We start from the raw sequence: 16,249 nt of genomic DNA on the forward strand, positions 1-16,249 counted from the left end.
GGATTATAGCTTAAAAGCAGTGGGGAGCTGTTAGCGACAAGCGTCAAGAGGGATCAGCGGAAGATCTGGATGCTGCCGTCCCTATTCTGGCGGTAAATGGTGTAGGGCAGCACCAGGGTGTCCAGCACGCCGGAGGCGACGAACTCCACGGCGAGGATAGGCAACACGCTGCCCCCATGGTCTATCAGGCTCTTGTCCTTAAGGCTCCTGCCAGGCGCTGGCTCGCCATTGAGCGTGCAAAAGCCGTAGATCACCCCGCTGTAGATGCGCGGCACGTTTTCGCAATGGCTGCGTGAGTCCTTGAGGTTCTGGCTGGTCACGGCGTCGGGTCGGAAGGCGGTATTGATGGTGCCGCAACCGGCCAGCGAAAAAGACACCGCAACCCACAAGACTTTCGACGTAATCCTCATGACCCCACCCTTTTGACCCTTCAGCCATTGTTACTGCCAAGGCTGGCCACGCTAACATCACAACGGATGGCGACCCAGGGCGGGAACACCGATTCGCTGCGTAAGACGACTCCTAAATGATAAAACTCGCCTGATTCACTAAACTCGCGCCCCTTTGCGCGTTTACCTCCTATGCGCGCCACGGATTCCGGCTGACTGATGAACACCCTCGCCCGCTTCACCCTGTTGCTGCAAGGCCTGCTCACACTGAGCAATACGGCACTGGCCGATGACACGCCTTTGGTCCTCGACCCGAGCGTGGTCAGCGGCTCACGCAGCGCCAGCCCGACCTTCGACCTGCCCTACTCGGTGGACGGCATCAACCGTGAACAGATCAGCGACGGTCAACTCGGCATCAATGCCTCCGAAGCCCTCTCCCGCGTGCCCGGCCTGGTGGTGCAGAACCGCCAGAACTATGCCCAGGACTTGCAGATTTCCTCCCGAGGCTTTGGTGCCCGCTCGGCATTCGGCGTGCGCGGCATCAAGCTGATCGCCGACGGCATTCCGGCCAGCACGCCGGACGGCCAGGGCCAGGCTGCCACCTTCAACCTCGACACCGCCGAGCGCATCGAAGTACTGCGTGGGCCGGCAGCCACCCTGTATGGCAGCAATGCCGGCGGGGTGATCCAGATGTTCTCCCGCGACGGCGAAGGCCCGCCGCGCATCGGCGCCGAAACCCTGGTGGGCAGCAACGGCCTGAACAAAAACCACCTGACCGCCGAGGGCGCCACCCACGGCGCAGGCTTCGTGCTCGACGCCTCGCGCATGGACACCAACGGCTACCGCGACCACAGCAGCGCGCGACGTGACCAGACCTTTGCCAAGCTCAACTTCCAGCCGGATGACGACAGCAAGCTGGCGCTGATCTACAGCAGCCTGGAGCAGAATGGCACGCAGGACCCGCTAGGGCAGACGTGGTCAGCGTACAAGGCCGATCCACGCTCGGTGAGTGCGAATGCGCTGACGTACAACACGCGCAAAAGTATCGATCATCAGCAATTGGGGATGAATTACGAGCGCTATATCGGCGATGCGACGTTGCAGGTGAATGCGTATACGGGACGGCGGAGTGTGATTCAGTATTTGTCGATTCCTGACAAGTTCGCCAGTGGCGCGAAAAACCCCGCCAATGCTCGCGGCGGTGTGGTGGCTTTCGACCGCAAGTTATACGGCGGTTCCGTCCACTGGCTGCAACCCATCACCAGCGCACCCGGCGACCTGACGCTAATCGCCGGCCTCGACTACGACCGCAGCGAGGATGATCGCCAAGGCTATTCCAACACCGTTAACGGTGTGCACGGCGTCAAAGGCGCACTCGGCCGTGATGAAATCGACACCGCCACCAGCCTCGACCCGTTCGTGCAAGCCAACTGGCTACTGGGGGACTGGACACTGCAAGCCGGCCTTCGCCACAGCACCATGAAGATGGACGTGGACGACCACTTCCTCAGCGACGGCAACGACAGCGGCAGCAAGACCTACCAGAAAAACACGCCATCGGTCAGCGTCATGTACGCGTTTACGCCTGACTTGCACGGCTACGTGAGCGCCGGCAAAGGTTTTGAAACGCCGACGCAAGCTGAATCCGCCTATTCAAGCAACTCGAACAGCTTCAACTTCGCGCTCAAGCCATCGGTCAGCAAACAGTATGAAGTCGGCTTGAAAGCACGTGTCGGCCAGGACACCCGCATCAACGCTGCCGTGTTCCAAATCACCACCGAAGACGAGTTAGTGGTTCAGCAATCCAGCGGCGGTCGCACGACTTACCAAAACGCCGGCCGCACCCTGCGCCGCGGTTTCGAACTGGGCCTCGAAAGCCAGCTCAGCGAACAGTGGAGCAGCAGCCTCGCCTACACCCGCCTGCAAGCTACTTACGACAGCGACTTCGTCAGCGGCGGCAGCACCGCCGTCGACAAGGGCAACTACCTGCCCGGCGTGCCGCAAACCACGCTGTTCGCCGAACTGAACTGGAAGCCCCGCGACTGGGTCAGCACCGCCATCGAAGGCATTTACCGCAGCAAGGTCTACGTCGAGGACACCAACAGCCGACACGCCGCACCGGCCTACAGCGTGTTCAACTGGCGTGCGCGCTTCGAGCAGAAGGTCGAACACTGGACCTTCCACCAGACCCTGCGCCTGGATAACCTGCTCGACCGCCAGTACGTCGGCTCGGTGATCGTCGGCGATGGCAACAACCGCTACTACGAAGCGGCACCGGGTCGCTCGTGGTATGCGGGTGCGGGCGCGGAGTACCCATTCTGATCAGCGCGCCGCGCACAAGCCGCGATGCGGGCGGTCGAAAGGCCCTGATCCCCCTCTAGCCTGCAAGGAACGCTCATGAAACACATCGCGATTATCGTCGCGCTAGGCTGGGGCTCAAGGTGAAGGAGCGCAGTCGCACTACCGCCGAAGAGGAGCGCCTGCTGTCCCGCGATTCGACCTGCGTCGTGGAACGCGAATTGGCGGCCAGCACACTCAACTCGGCGCTGAGCGGCAATGCCAAAGCGCTCAATTGCACCGCCGCTGGCGATCAATACCGCGCCACCAGCACCGTCATGTACCTAGAGGACTACGGGTACTTCTTCGCCAGCCAGGACAATACTCAGAACAAGGTCGACATTCGTACGACGCTGGTCAAGGCTCAGTAACCGGCCTTCAGGCCTCGATCTGTTTGGGCAGGCGCTGATCAATCAGTTGATACAACGCACTGTCCTGCGGCCAATTACGCATGAACCGCGCGCGGTCCCTGGCAAACGCCGGGGCGAAGCTGGCTTGGGTGCTGTGTTGGCGCATGGCATCCAGGTCGATCAACGACCAGCGATCCTTGTCCCAGAACAGGTTATGCCCCTTGAAGTCGCCATGGCTGATGCGCTCGCGGATCAGCTCGGCGAACAGGTGATCCAGGGCGAGCAGTTCGTTCTCCGGCGCGTCACCGCTCTCAATGTAAGGCGCAAAGCGCTCGATGATGTCCGGCCCCGGCAGGAATTCGGTAATCAGGTAAGCGCGACCGCGCAGGCCGAAAAAGCGCTTTTCCAGCACAGCCAGCGGCTTGGGCGTAGCGATACCGAGGAACACCAGGCGATTGCCTTCACGCCAAGAATGCCAGGCACGGCTTGGGCGCCAGAAGCGCTTGAACCAGTGAGCAAAGCTCTTGATGTTGTAACGTTTGATCACCAATGGGCGACCCGCCACTTCGGCCTTGGCCACCGTGGCGGTTCCACCGGTCTTGTACAAGTGGCCCTGCTCGAGCAAGGCATCGGCCTGTTCCAGCACCGCCAGCATCGCGACTTCTTCCTCACGACGGGTTACACGCAGGGCAAACGGCCCGCGCAGCACACTGAACAGCGTGCATTCGCGACCGACCTTGTTGAGAAAGTCCTTCAGGCGCCAAGCGCTGACCTTGCGCACCTGTTTCTCCAAGGCCTCCAAGGGCAAAGCGTGCTCGCCGTTGCCCAGCAGGTAATACACCAGCAGCTCTTCGTTAAACGGCTCGAGATGCTTCGGCAATTGGGCGAAAAACACCCCAAGGTTTTCCAGTACGCGGTTGCGCGACAGGGGCTTGCCCGCCTCTTCCACGCGAATCCCGGCACCATCGATCAAATACAGCTTGCCGTCCCGACGCAGCAAGTTGTCCAGGTGCAGGTCTTCCTGCCACAGGCCTTTAGTGTGCATCAGGGCAATAGCACCCAATGCCTCGGCAAGCACCGCAGTTTGCTCGTCAGCCAAGGGCGGCAGACCTTCGACCGCGTGCCAGGCGTCCGCCAAGCTCTCGGCGCCTTCGATAAATTCGAACAACAGCCAACCGCCCTCGCCTTCCTGCAAGCCATCGGCCAGCAACAACGGTGTGGTCAGGCCTTGCTCGGCGAGCAGGCGCACGCCATTGAGTTCACGCTGAAAGTGCCGCGCCGCCTTGCTGCCCACCAGCAACTTGGCCAGCACCGGACGCCCGCGCCACACCGCTGCGCCTACGTAGCGCTCGCCCGGCAGCACACGCAACAGGCTCAGCAGTTGCAACTGGCCTGGGCCCGCCGCATCGACCAGTTCAATCGTCAGCGGCAGGGTGGGAGTACGGCCGGCGGTTTTCAGCTCGGACAAACGCATCAACGGTTTTCCTTATGGCTACGACGAGCGCCAAGGCGCTGGAACCAAGTGGCGACCAACTCGCTGCCCTCAGGCTGTTCCAGATAGGCCGCCAACAGTTGGCGGACCTGCGCATCGGACCATTGTGGTGCGCGACGCAACAACGGCTCCAGATCCTTGACCCGATCACGCCAGCCGAACAGCAGCGGGCGGGTTTTCTCCAGGTCGATCAACTGCGCGGCATAACCGTCACCGGTGGCCTGCAGGAAAATATGCTTGGGGTAGAAACAGCCATGCACTTGGCCGACGCTGTGCAGTCGGCGTGCGAGTTGGCCACAGGCCAGCAGGATCGCGCGGTGCTGGGCATCGCTCAGTGAAGGCCACTGCTCCAGCAACGAATCCAGGTCATTCCAGCCGTCCAGGGCGCGGGTCAGCAGCATCGCGCGGTGTTCGCCAGCGACTTTTCGCTCCCCGTAGAACGCCGCTTGCAAGGCAGGAATACCGAGCTTGCGGTAACGGCTGATATTGCGGAATTCGCGGGAGAAGCTCGGTTCGCCGAAGGGGCGGTGCAGGCTGCGCGTCAGGTAATTGCTCTGGCGCTTGAGGTAGTAACCGTGGCCGTCGAGCTCCAGGCGAAACACGCTGCTCCAGCCGCCGCGACTGGTATTCGGCTCGTCCACCGCATCCAGTTGTTTGGCCCACAGGGCATCGAACGTCGCCAGGCCGTTGCGCTCCAGCAGCGCACGGTCTTCAGCCGCCAGGAAATCACTCATTCACGTCCCTCGAAAAACTTCACCACGTGGCGAATACGCTGCTTGTCCGAAGCACTCAGGTGCCGGCGCTGACGGTACTGCATGTAGAAGCGCAGGCGCTGGGTGGCGGACAGGTGATACTTGGCCACCTTGTCCAGGCAGGCCAGGTCTTTGGTAATACGGTACTTGAGCCAGAAGCCGCGCCAGAAATCGCCGTTGGGGCAATCGATCAGGTACAGGGTGGTCTGGTCGTCGATCAGCAGGTTGCGCCACTTCAAATCGTTATGGGTAAACCGATGATCGTGCATGGTGCGCGTGTATTCAGCGAGCTGGAGGCTCACCGCGTCGACCCACTTCGGATCGCGCAGGCGTGCATCATTACGCTCGGCCAGCACCGACAGGTCTTCCGTCCTCGGCAACTCGCGGGTGATCATCGCACCACGGTCGTAGGCCAGGCCTTTGCGTTCCAGGCCCCAGGCAACCACGTCGGCAGTGGGAATGCCCCACTTGGCGAAGCGCTTGAGGTTCTGCCATTCGGACTTGACCCGGGGCTTGCCCAGGTAACGCCGCAAGCCCTTGCCGGCGCCGACGTAGCGCTTGACGTAGTAATTGACCCCGCCGCGCTCCACCCGGACCACCTCCGACAGCGGGTCGCGGGTCAGCCGCTCGCCTTGCAGGGCAAAGACGGCTTCGAGGCTTCCAAAATCATCCGCTAGGTGGGCGTAGGCAGGCTCCAGGTTCCAACCCGCCATCAGATCGCATCCCCGTAACGCTGCTTGCGCGCATAGAGCTTGTCGGCCTTGCGCTGCATCAGGCTCAACGACGCCGATTGCTCGGCCAGGATCTGGCGCAGCGGTTGGCGGAAGTAGCCCTTGAGAAAGCGCAGCTTGTCGCGGCGGGTCAGGCCGATTTCCAGCGCCGAGTAGTACAGCGCCGACAGGTCCTTGTCGCGCCAGCGCAGCGGCAGATGGGCCCGCAATTGGGCACGGTGCAGGTCGATCACCGACAGCTTGATCGTGCTGGCATCAATGGGCTTCGAGGTGTCCAGCAGAAAGTGGCACAGGTAGCAGTCGCGGTGATTGACGCCACCTCGGTGCATATCACCGACCATGCGCGCCAGCTCAGCCGTCAGGGCGTGGCGCAACGCAGGCGCAGGCGGCTCGGCAACCCAATTGATCGTCAGGTCTTCCAGGCTGATCGTCGGCGCCAGCTCTTCGGTGATGATGAACGAATGCTGGTCCGCCGGGTTGCTGCCCTTTTCGCCGAACGCCACGCCGGTCATGGTCGGCACACCCAGTGCCTGCAAACGGTGGATGGCGTCCCACTCCAGGCCGGCGCCGAGCACCGGCAACTTGGCGGTGATCAGGTTCTTGAAGATTTCCGCCCAACCAATGCCGCGATGGATTTTCACGAAAAACGGGCGGCCATCGACCTCGGTGCGCAAGGTGCGACGCGCCGCCAGCTCACGAAATACCTGGCCTTGCAGTTTCTCGACTTCGGCAAAGGCATCAAGCCCGGCCCACAACGTCTTGAACGGTTCGGCAAGAATCAATTTCATCGTTTTGGCTCCGCCAGAATCACATCTGCCGCGTGCTGCGGCATGCTGTAGAGGTCGGCCGTCTCGGCGAAGGCCAACCCATTGCGGCTCCAGGCCGCGCGCTGTGCAGTGTCGGTGAGCATCTGGGCCAAATACTGGTTCAGCTGCGTTTGTTCAAACGGCTCATCCAGTACCAGGCCGCTGTCGGCCTCGTTGATGTAGTGGGCATAACCACACACCGCCGAGACCAGCACCGGCAGCCCTGCCACCAGGGCTTCGAGCAATACGGTGCCAGTGTTTTCGTTGTACGCCGGGTGGATCAACAGGTCGGCGCCCAGCAGGAAGCGCGGGATATCGCTGCGGCCTTTGAGGAACTGCACGTTATCGCCCAGCCCCAACGTGGCGCTCTGCAACTGGAATACTTTGGGGTCGTCCTGGCCGATTACAAACAGGCGCGTGCGTTTTTTCAGCTCCGATGGCAAGGCGGCCACGGCCTTGAGGCTGCGGTCGACGCCCTTGGTCTTGAAGCCGGAGCCTATCTGCACCAGCAACAGATCGTCTGCGCCCAGGTTGAATTCCTTGCGGAAACCTTCGCGAATCTCGGCGGCGTTCGGCGGCGCGCGCCGGTCCTGGGCAATGCCCGGCGGCAGCAAGTGGAAGCGTTCCAGCGGGGTGTCGTAATGCTTGATGAACAGCGGCTGCTGCACTTCGGAAATCATCAGGACTTCGGTCTTGGCATCCTTGGCAAACACCGCGCGCTCGTACTCGGCAAAGTGGCGATAACGGCCAAAGCTTTTGTACAGCGAATGGCGCAGGTTTTGCGCCTTGTCTTCAAAGCAGCCGTCGGCGGCGTAGTACACGTCCAGGCCAGGCATTTTGTTGAAACCAATCAGGCGGTCCACTGGGCGCTTGGCCAGGTCGGCCTCCATCCAGGCGCTGAGTTTCTCGTTGCGCCGATGGTTGAAGAACGCCTTGACCGGCGCCACCAGCACTTCGAAACCGGGCGGGATATCGCCTTCCCAGATCAGCGTGTAGACACGAATCTGATGGCCGCGCTGCTGGCATTCCAGGGCGATGCGCATGAAGTCACGCTGCAGGCCGCCGAAGGGGAAATATTTGTACAGAACAAAAGCCAGTTGCATCAGTGCAGCTCCTCAGCCAATAACAACGTGCTCAGTCGGCTTGCCACACGCTCAGGGTTCAGGCGAGTGAAGCACAGGGGCGACTCGCGCGTGATGTCGAAGCGACGCAGGTCGTCGGCCGTCGGTTGATAGGTACAGTGCTTTTGCAGGCAAGGCGCGCAGGGGAAGTCGCTGGCCAGGTGAATCTGGCCCTTGCCATAGGCACCAGTGAGGCCAGGGTTGGTCGGGCCGAACAGGGAAATGGTCGGCACGTCCAGCGCAGCAGCCAGGTGACCGAGACCGGTGTCCACCGCCACGCAGGCGCGGGCGCCGGCCAATACGCGGGCGACACCGGCCAGGTTCAGCTTGGGCAGTACTTCGGCGTTTTGCAGGCCCTGGGCCAAGCGTTCGGCGCGGGCTTTTTCGGCGGCGTTGCCCCAGGGCAATTTCACGTCCACACCCAGGCGCCCCATGCGTTCGGCCAGCTCGCGCCAGTAGGTTTCGGGCCAGTGCTTGGTGTCCCAGGTGGTGCCGTGCAGCAGCAGGACGAAGGGCTTTTTCGGCGGTAGGCCGAGCAGCTTGTCGACGCTCAGGCCATAGTCGCCCAAGCCTTTGGGCAAGTCATAACCCAGCGCCACGGCGAACAGTTGGCGCAAACGCTCCACCGCATGTTGCCCGGGGGCCACGGCCAGGCGCCGGGAGTAGAAGCGTGCTGCGAACGGCTCGCGGGCCGAGTGCTTGTCGAAACCGGCTACCGGGGCACGTACATAGCGGGTCAGCCAGGCGCTTTTAAGCAGGCCTTGGGCGTCGATCACCAGGTCGTACTTGGTCGACTGGACCTGCTGCTTGAAGCGCCGCCATTCGCCACTTTTGAGGGTCTGCCAGATGTTTTTGCGCCAGCGACGAATTGCCACCGGGATGACCTTGTCGACCGCCGGATGCCAGGTGGGAATCTCGGCGAAGCCTTCTTCCACGACCCAGTCGAATTGAATGCCGGGGATCGCCCGCGCTGCGTCGGTCAGTGCCGGCAACGCGTGGATCACATCGCCCAGGGATGAGGTCTTGATTACCAGTACGCGCAAACTATCGGACCTCGACCACAGAGCCCTGCAACCGCTGCAAGGCTTCGTTCACTGGTTGCGGCAGCAATTGGCGCATGCAGTTGTAGTGACCGAAACGGCAAGTGCGCTCAAAGCACGGACTGCACTCCAGGCCCAGGCGCACGACTTCGACCTTATCGGCCAAAGGCGGGGTGAAACCAGGGGAAGTGGAGCCGTACACCGCCACCAATGGGCGGTTCAGCGCGGCGGCGACGTGCATCAGGCCGGAGTCGTTGGACACCACCGAATCGGCGCAGGACAGCAGGTCGATGGCCTCGGCCAGGGACGTGTCACCACTGAGGTTGACCGACTCTTCGCGCAGGCCGGGAATCAGGCGCTGGCGAATATCTTCACCCACCGGATGATCCTTCTTCGAACCAAACAACCACACCTGCCAACCTTCGCGGATCTTGGCCTCGGCGACCTTGGCGTAGTGTTCCGACGGCCAGCGCTTGGACTCGCCAAACTCGGCCCCTGGGCACAGCGCCAGGACCGGACGGTCGAGTTGCAGGCCGAACTTGACCAGGGCGGCGTCGCGGCTGACCGGGTCGATCTGCAGGCTCGGGCGCGGATACGGCTTGGGCAACTCGGCACCCGGCTCATACGCCAGGGCCATGAAACGCTCGATCATCAGCGGGTAGCGGGATTTGTCCAACCTGCGCACATCATTGAGCAGCACGTAGCGAAACTCGCCGCGCCAGCCGGTGCGTTTGGGGATGCCGGCAAAATACGGCACCAGCGCCGACTTGAGGGAGTTGGGCAACAGGATCGCCTGGTTGTATTCGCCCGCCAGGGATTTACCGATGCGGCGGCGGGTCGCCAACTCCAGGGCACCGTGACCGAGCGGGAAGCTCAAGGCCTTGCGCACCTCGGGCATGCGCTCAAGGATCGGCCGGCTCCACTCAGGGGCGAGCACGTCGATCTGGCAGTCTGGGTAGCGCATGCGCAGGCACTGAAACAGTGTCTGCGCCATCACCATGTCACCGACCCAGCTGGGCCCAACGATCAGAATATTCATGTAGTTTCCACAAACGATGCGGGGAGGCTTATGCCTCCCCGCCTCGATAATGACTATAAGACCGGGTTTGTGTGAACACCGGTTTGTGTGGGAGCGGGCTTGCTCGCGAAGGCATCACCGCAGCCCGATAGACAGACCGCAGCGCCTGCTCCGCGAGCAAGCCCGCTCCCACATAAAGCCGGTTTCCACATCAGATCGGCGTCGCTCAATTCATCAAGTTTCAGCTTAACCCCAGTTCTTTCCAGATTCGCATCACCTGGCGCCGCTCGTCGGCGAACTGATCCCCGGCCACCGTACCGGCCTCGTTTTGCAAGGCCTGGCGGTGCGCGGCGGAACGGTAGGCCTTATACACCTCACGCAGCAGGTGGGCATCGGCGGCGGGCATCAAGCCCACCTGCTCCAGGCCTTCCAGAATGCGGATATTGTCGGTATAGCGCAGCAACGATGGATGTTGCGCAGACCATGCCAAAGCCGCGTATTGCACCATAAATTCAATATCGACGATACCTCCAGCGTCCTGCTTGAGGTCGAACGCCGCCGTGGCTTCGAAGGCATTGGCGCCAGTGCCGGCCGCCGTGGTCTTGGTACCCAGGTTGTCACGCATCTTCGCGCGCATCTCGCTCACCTCCTGGCGCAGCTTCGCCAGATCCCGCTCCCGCCCCAACACTTTAGCCCGGACCCGTTCGAACCCATGCCCCACATCCTGGCTACCGACCAGCACCCGCGCACGGATCAATGCCTGATGTTCCCAGGTCCAGGCTTCATTTTGTTGATAGCGATCAAACGCTCCCAGTGAACTGACCAACAGCCCGGAGGCGCCGGAAGGCCGCAGGCGCATGTCCACTTCATACAGCTGGCCGGAGTTGGTCTGGGTGGTCAGCAGGTGAATGATCCGCTGGCCCAGGCGCGTGAAGAACTGCGCGCCATCAATCGGCTTGGCGCCATCGGTTTCGGCCTGCGGGTCGCCGTCGTGGATAAACACCAGGTCCAAGTCCGAACCATGCCCCAGTTCGATCCCGCCGACTTTCCCGTAACCGACAATAATGAACCCAGGATCGCACAGCGTACCGTCCAACCGCTGCGGCGAGCCGTGGCGCGCGACGGTCTGGCGCCAGGCCAGGGCCAGCACTTGCTCGAGGATGGCCTCGGCGAGCCAGGTCAGGTAGTCGCTGACTTTCATCAGCGGCAAGCTGCCGGCGATTTCAGACGCGGCCACGCGCAGGCGGTGAGCCAACTTGAAGTGACGCAAGGCTTCCATCTGTTGCTCAAGGTCGTCCTCGGGGATGCGCGTCAGGCGCTCGCGCAGCTCAGCCGCAAGCTCCGGCGCCAATGGCGGCTTGAACAAACGGCCTTCGTTAAGCAGCTCATCCAGCAGCAGCGGGAAGCGTGTGATCTGTTCGGCGATCCACGGGCTGGCGGCGCACAGGGTCAACAGGCGACGCAACGCGTCAGGGTTTTCCGTGAGCAGCACCAGATAGGCAGAACGCCGAGCGACCGCTTCCACCAGCGGCAACACACGCTCCAGCACCAGGTCCGGGTTGGCGTGTTCGACAGCCTGGGCGAGCAGACGCGGGATAAATGCATCCAGGCGTTCGCGGCCCAGGCGCTGCATGGCACGCAGTTGGGGGCTGCTGCGCAGGCCGGCCAACACTTTGAGCGCCTTGGTCGCGTCAGTGAACCCGCCTTCGGCCAATTGGCGGCAGGCCGCTTCGTCGTCTTGGGATTCTTCCCACAACGGCAACCACTCACCGCCCACTACCAGTTCGCTCTCTTCACCCTCTTCTTCGTCTGGATCGGCAATCACTTGGCGGAAATGCCAATCCACGCGCCCGCGCCAGTACATCAGGCGCTCATGGAACGCGGCCCAGTCGGCGAACCCCAGCATAAAGGCAATGCGCGCCTGATCTTCCGGGTCGTCCGGGAGCATTTGCGTCTGGCGGTCGGCAATCGCCTGGATCGCATGTTCGGTATAACGCAGGAATTCGTAGCCATTGCGCAATTCGGCGATCACCGCCGGCGGCAGGTAACCCTGACCCTCCAGGGTGCCGAGCACCTTGAGCAGCGGCCGCTGTTGCAAGCTGAGGTCGCGGCCGCCATGGATCAGCTGGAAGGCCTGGGCGATAAATTCCACTTCGCGGATACCGCCAGAGCCCAGCTTGATATTCTCGGCCATGCCTTTGCGCCGCACTTCCTGCTGGATCAACTGCTTCATGGTGCGCAGCGCTTCGATGGCGGAGAAGTCCAGATAGCGCCGATAAACGAACGGTCGCAGCATGTCGAGCAGTTGCGCACCCGCCACCTGGTCGCCCGCCACCACCCTCGCCTTGATCATGGCGTAGCGTTCCCAGTCACGGCCCTGGTCTTGGTAGTACTGCTCCAGCGCATTGAAGCTGAGCACCAACGCGCCCGCGGAACCGTAGGGGCGCAGGCGCATATCGACGCGGAACACAAAGCCGTCAACCGTCATCGGGTCGAGGGCCTTGATCAGTTTTTGACCAAGACGGATGAAAAATTCCTGGTTGTCCAGGGAGCGTTTAACACCGACGGTTTCGCCGCCTTCGGGATACGCGAAGATCAGGTCGATATCCGACGACAGGTTCAGCTCCACCGCGCCGAGCTTGCCCATGCCGAGGATGACCATGTGCTGCGGCTCGCCGCTGCGCCGGCCGGTAGGCGTGCCGAACTGCGCGCAGTGGCGCTGGTACAGCCACAGGTAGGCCTGGTCGATGCTCGCGTCGGCCATGTCGGAAAGGTCTTGGCAGGTTTGCACCAGGCCCGCCTGGCGGGTCAAATCGCGCCAGATGATGCGCACTTGCTGGCGAGTACGCTGGCGACGCAACACACGGCCCAGCTCGTCTTCTGTTTCGGCTTGTTGCACTGCGCCAGCAATTTGCCCACACAGCTCGCCAGGGGCGAAACCCCGGTCCAGCTCGCCCCAGGCCACCAGCTCGAGCAACATCAAAGGGTCACGAACACTCTGTTCAATGACGAAATCACTGGCGGCGCACACGCGGACGAAATCCGCCCACCGTTGCGGCGTCCACGCAGAGAGTCCATGATCGTCGTCCAGCGCGGCCACAGCGTCACGAAATGACTGCTCGGCCCGCTGGGCTTTTGGCAAGAGAATGGCCGGCAGTTCGGCCAGCATTGGAAGGCTCATGGTCTATCCTTGATCAGCGCGTAAATGGCTTGTTGCTGTGGACGTGATACTGGCGCTACATGAAGGACTGTCGAACAAAGGTTATAAATAGCTGAAAAACCATAGTTGTTGGCAGGGAACATTAAACTTCCACCTTTTCTTGTTCGCAAAAGATCAACAATAACGATTATGCTCACCAGCCAGACCGAGCCATACGCTCAGTCTTGTGTAGTTTTACTACTCGTATATACATTCGAAAGGCTGAAATGGCCGACGATTTGTAGTAAAACTACAGGACGCCGAAGCAACCTTCGGCCATCCAAGAATTTATGTCGTCTGCCCACAAGGCCAGTCGCAAACTTCAGGCAACCGATTCTGGTAGCCTTTCCGCCCTGGAGCAAGCCATGCAAGACCTCGATCCCGTCGAAACCCAGGAATGGCTGGACGCCCTGGAATCGGTTCTCGACAAAGAAGGCGAAGACCGTGCTCACTACCTGATGACCCGTATGGGCGAACTCGCGACCCGCAGCGGCTCGCAACTGCCTTACGCCATCACTACGCCATACCGCAACACCATCCCCGTTACCCACGAAGCACGCATGCCTGGCGACCTGTTCATGGAACGCCGCATTCGCTCGCTGGTACGTTGGAACGCCATGGCGATGGTAATGCGCACGAACTTGAAAGATTCTGACCTGGGCGGTCACATCTCCAGCTTCGCTTCCAGTGCAACTCTGTATGACATCGGCTTCAACTACTTCTTCCAGGCCCCGACCGAGGAACACGGCGGCGACCTGATCTACTTCCAGGGCCACACCTCCCCAGGCGTTTACGCCCGTGCGTTCATGGAAGGCCGCATCACCGAAGACCAGATGAACAACTTCCGCCAGGAAGTGGACGGTGGCGGCCTGTCGTCGTACCCGCACCCTTGGCTGATGCCTGATTTCTGGCAGTTCCCGACCGTTTCCATGGGTCTGGGTCCAATCCAAGCGATCTACCAGGCACGCTTCATGAAGTACCTGGAAGCCCGTGGCTTCATCCCTGAAGGCAAGCAGAAAGTCTGGTGCTTCCTGGGCGACGGCGAGTGTGACGAGCCGGAATCCCTAGGCGCCATCTCCCTGGCTGGCCGCGAGAAGCTCGACAACCTGATCTTCGTCATTAACTGCAACCTGCAGCGCCTCGACGGCCCGGTTCGCGGCAACGGCAAGATCATCCAGGAACTCGAAGGTGTGTTCCGTGGTGCTCAGTGGAACGTGACCAAAGTCATCTGGGGCCGTTTCTGGGACCCACTGCTGGCCAAGGACGTCGACGGTATCCTGCAACGTCGCATGGACGAAGTCATCGACGGCGAGTACCAGAACTACAAAGCCAAAGACGGCGCATTCGTGCGTGAACACTTCTTCAACACGCCAGAACTCAAGGCGATGGTTGCAGACCTGTCCGACGACGAGATCTGGAAACTCAACCGTGGCGGCCACGACCCGTACAAGGTCTACGCGGCGTACCACGAAGCGGTCAACCATAAAGAACAACCCACCGTCATCCTGGCCAAGACCATCAAGGGTTATGGCACCGGTGCCGGCGAAGCGAAGAACACTGCCCACAACACCAAGAAAGTCGATGTCGACAGCCTGAAGTTGTTCCGCGACCGCTTCGACATTCCGGTCAAGGACGAAGAGCTGGAAAACCTGCCGTTCTTCAAGCCTGAGCCAAACAGCGCCGAAGCCCGCTACCTGAGCGAGCGTCGCACTGCACTGGGCGGTTTCGTGCCGCAGCGCCGCGCCAAGAGCTTCAACATCCCGACACCACCGCTGGATACCCTCAAAGCTATCCTGGACGGCTCGGGCGACCGCGAAATCTCCACCACCATGGCCTTCGTGCGGATCCTCGCGCAGTTGGTCAAGGATAAGGAAATCGGTTCGCGCATCGTCCCGATCATCCCGGACGAAGCCCGTACCTTCGGTATGGAAGGCATGTTCCGTCAGTTGGGCATCTACTCCTCCGTCGGCCAGCTCTACGAGCCAGTCGATAAAGACCAGGTGATGTTCTACAAGGAAGACAAGAAGGGCCAGATCCTCGAAGAAGGCATCAACGAAGCGGGCGCCATGAGCTCCTTCATCGCTGCCGGTACTTCGTACTCCAGCCACAACCAGCCGATGCTGCCGTTCTACATCTTCTACTCGATGTTCGGCTTCCAGCGTATTGGCGACCTGGCGTGGGCAGCAGGCGACAGCCGTACCCGTGGCTTCCTGATCGGCGGTACCGCCGGCCGGACTACGTTGAACGGTGAAGGCCTGCAACACGAAGACGGTCACAGCCACATCCTGGCTGCCACCATCCCGAACTGCCGCACCTTTGATCCAACCTACGGCTATGAGCTGGCGGTGATCATCCAGGACGGCATGAAGAAGATGACTGAAGAGCAGCAGGACGTTTTCTACTACATCACCGTGATGAACGAGTCCTACCAGCAACCTGCCATGCCGGCCGGTGTTGAAGAAGGCATCATCAAGGGCATGTACCTGCTCGAAGAAGACACCAAGGAAGCGGCGCACCACGTGCAGCTGATGGGCTCCGGCACCATCCTGCGTGAAGTGCGTGAAGCGGCGAAGATCCTGCGTGAAGAGTTCAACGTCGGCGCTGACGTGTGGAGCGTTACCAGCTTCAACGAGCTGCGTCGCGACGGCCTGGCCGTAGAGCGCAGCAACCGTCTGCACCCAGGCCAGAAGCCTGCGAAGAGCTACGTCGAAGAGTGCCTGGCCGGCCGCAAAGGTCCGGTGATCGCCTCTACCGACTACATGAAGCTGTTTGCTGAACAGATTCGCCAGTGGGTCCCGTCCAAGGAATTCAAAGTCCTGGGCACCGACGGTTTCGGCCGCAGTGACAGCCGCAAGAAGCTGCGTCACTTCTTCGAAGTTGACCGTCACTTCGTGGTGTTGGCAGCCCTGGAAGCCTTGGCTGACCGTGGTGAGATCGAACCCAAGGTGGTGGCTGACGCTATCGTCAAGTTCGGGATCAACCCGGAAAAACGCAACCCACTGGACTGCTGAGGA

At 61.4% G+C, this 16,249-nt stretch carries 12 protein-coding genes; 3 read left to right on the plus strand and 9 right to left on the minus strand.

Annotation, left to right across the window (positions count from 1 at the left end; all coding sequences use genetic code 11):
• Nucleotides 1-53: 53 nt before the first annotated feature.
• Nucleotides 54-410, minus strand: a complete 357-nt coding sequence (locus tag AACY36_RS20485; RefSeq protein ID WP_339497521.1) for a YceK/YidQ family lipoprotein — start codon at nt 408-410, stop codon at nt 54-56.
• A gap of 198 nt (nt 411-608) precedes the next feature.
• Here AACY36_RS20485 and AACY36_RS20490 point away from each other — a divergent pair, with 198 nt between their 5' ends.
• Nucleotides 609-2,711 (plus strand): TonB-dependent receptor family protein, encoded by a 2,103-nt coding sequence (locus tag AACY36_RS20490; protein ID WP_339415608.1) that lies wholly within the window; start codon nt 609-611, stop codon nt 2,709-2,711.
• Nucleotides 2,712-2,830: 119 nt separating this feature from the next.
• The gene (locus AACY36_RS20495; protein ID WP_339415607.1) at nt 2,831-3,097 is read left to right on the plus strand and encodes a hypothetical protein; all 267 of its coding nucleotides are present in this window, start codon (nt 2,831-2,833) and stop codon (nt 3,095-3,097) included.
• A 7-nt stretch (nt 3,098-3,104) separates the two neighbouring features.
• Here AACY36_RS20495 and AACY36_RS20500 read toward each other — a convergent pair whose 3' ends face one another.
• The 8 genes from AACY36_RS20500 to glnE all read right to left on the minus strand — a co-directional run bounded on the left by AACY36_RS20500 (nt 3,105) and on the right by glnE (nt 13,217).
• Nucleotides 3,105-4,550, minus strand: a complete 1,446-nt coding sequence (locus AACY36_RS20500; protein ID WP_339415606.1) for a lipopolysaccharide kinase InaA family protein — start codon at nt 4,548-4,550, stop codon at nt 3,105-3,107.
• A complete protein-coding gene (locus tag AACY36_RS20505; RefSeq protein WP_339415605.1) occupies nt 4,550-5,302 on the minus strand; it encodes a lipopolysaccharide kinase InaA family protein in 753 nt (250 codons plus the stop codon). Before AACY36_RS20505 ends, AACY36_RS20500 begins: the two co-directional genes overlap by 1 nt.
• Nucleotides 5,299-6,033, minus strand: coding sequence for a lipopolysaccharide kinase InaA family protein (locus AACY36_RS20510; RefSeq protein ID WP_339497523.1), 735 nt, complete (start codon nt 6,031-6,033; stop codon nt 5,299-5,301). The genes AACY36_RS20505 and AACY36_RS20510 overlap by 4 nt, the downstream gene beginning before the upstream one ends.
• A complete protein-coding gene (rfaP, locus tag AACY36_RS20515) occupies nt 6,033-6,839 on the minus strand; it encodes a lipopolysaccharide core heptose(I) kinase RfaP (RefSeq protein ID WP_339415603.1) in 807 nt (268 codons plus the stop codon). Before rfaP ends, AACY36_RS20510 begins: the two co-directional genes overlap by 1 nt.
• Nucleotides 6,836-7,960: a glycosyltransferase family 4 protein gene (locus AACY36_RS20520; protein ID WP_339415602.1), complete on the minus strand. Its 1,125-nt coding sequence runs from the start codon at nt 7,958-7,960 to the stop codon at nt 6,836-6,838. Before AACY36_RS20520 ends, rfaP begins: the two co-directional genes overlap by 4 nt.
• Nucleotides 7,960-9,021, minus strand: coding sequence for a lipopolysaccharide heptosyltransferase I (gene waaC / locus AACY36_RS20525; RefSeq protein ID WP_339415601.1), 1,062 nt, complete (start codon nt 9,019-9,021; stop codon nt 7,960-7,962). Before waaC ends, AACY36_RS20520 begins: the two co-directional genes overlap by 1 nt.
• A gap of 1 nt (nt 9,022) precedes the next feature.
• On the minus strand, nt 9,023-10,057 hold the full coding sequence (waaF, locus tag AACY36_RS20530) for a lipopolysaccharide heptosyltransferase II (protein WP_339415600.1): 1,035 nt from the start codon (nt 10,055-10,057) through the stop codon (nt 9,023-9,025).
• A 220-nt stretch (nt 10,058-10,277) separates the two neighbouring features.
• Nucleotides 10,278-13,217, minus strand: a complete 2,940-nt coding sequence (gene glnE, locus AACY36_RS20535) for a bifunctional [glutamate--ammonia ligase]-adenylyl-L-tyrosine phosphorylase/[glutamate--ammonia-ligase] adenylyltransferase (protein WP_339427264.1) — start codon at nt 13,215-13,217, stop codon at nt 10,278-10,280.
• 383 nt (nt 13,218-13,600) lie between these two features.
• On the opposite strand from glnE, the gene aceE reads away from it, so the two are divergent.
• Nucleotides 13,601-16,246 (plus strand): pyruvate dehydrogenase (acetyl-transferring), homodimeric type, encoded by a 2,646-nt coding sequence (gene aceE, locus AACY36_RS20540; RefSeq protein ID WP_339415598.1) that lies wholly within the window; start codon nt 13,601-13,603, stop codon nt 16,244-16,246.
• Nucleotides 16,247-16,249 lie beyond the last annotated feature (3 nt).

The organism is Pseudomonas sp. EA_15y_Pfl1_P101 (genome assembly GCF_963970835.1).
GTDB classification, from domain to species: domain Bacteria; phylum Pseudomonadota; class Gammaproteobacteria; order Pseudomonadales; family Pseudomonadaceae; genus Aquipseudomonas; species Aquipseudomonas tritici.

Excerpts from the sequence above, each read along its gene's own strand:
- waaF (WP_339415600.1), bottom strand. The coding sequence starts at position 10,057 with ATGAATATTCTGATCGTTGGGCCCAGCTGGGTCGGTGACATGGTGATG.
- AACY36_RS20500 (WP_339415606.1), bottom strand. The coding sequence starts at position 4,550 with ATGCGTTTGTCCGAGCTGAAAACCGCCGGCCGTACTCCCACCCTGCCG.
- AACY36_RS20485 (WP_339497521.1), bottom strand. The coding sequence starts at position 410 with ATGAGGATTACGTCGAAAGTCTTGTGGGTTGCGGTGTCTTTTTCGCTG.
- rfaP (WP_339415603.1), bottom strand. The coding sequence starts at position 6,839 with ATGAAATTGATTCTTGCCGAACCGTTCAAGACGTTGTGGGCCGGGCTT.
- glnE (WP_339427264.1), bottom strand. The coding sequence starts at position 13,217 with ATGAGCCTTCCAATGCTGGCCGAACTGCCGGCCATTCTCTTGCCAAAA.
- AACY36_RS20510 (WP_339497523.1), bottom strand. The coding sequence starts at position 6,033 with ATGGCGGGTTGGAACCTGGAGCCTGCCTACGCCCACCTAGCGGATGAT.
- AACY36_RS20520 (WP_339415602.1), bottom strand. The coding sequence starts at position 7,960 with ATGCAACTGGCTTTTGTTCTGTACAAATATTTCCCCTTCGGCGGCCTG.
- aceE (WP_339415598.1), top strand. The coding sequence starts at position 13,601 with ATGCAAGACCTCGATCCCGTCGAAACCCAGGAATGGCTGGACGCCCTG.
- AACY36_RS20490 (WP_339415608.1), top strand. The coding sequence starts at position 609 with ATGAACACCCTCGCCCGCTTCACCCTGTTGCTGCAAGGCCTGCTCACA.
- AACY36_RS20505 (WP_339415605.1), bottom strand. The coding sequence starts at position 5,302 with ATGAGTGATTTCCTGGCGGCTGAAGACCGTGCGCTGCTGGAGCGCAAC.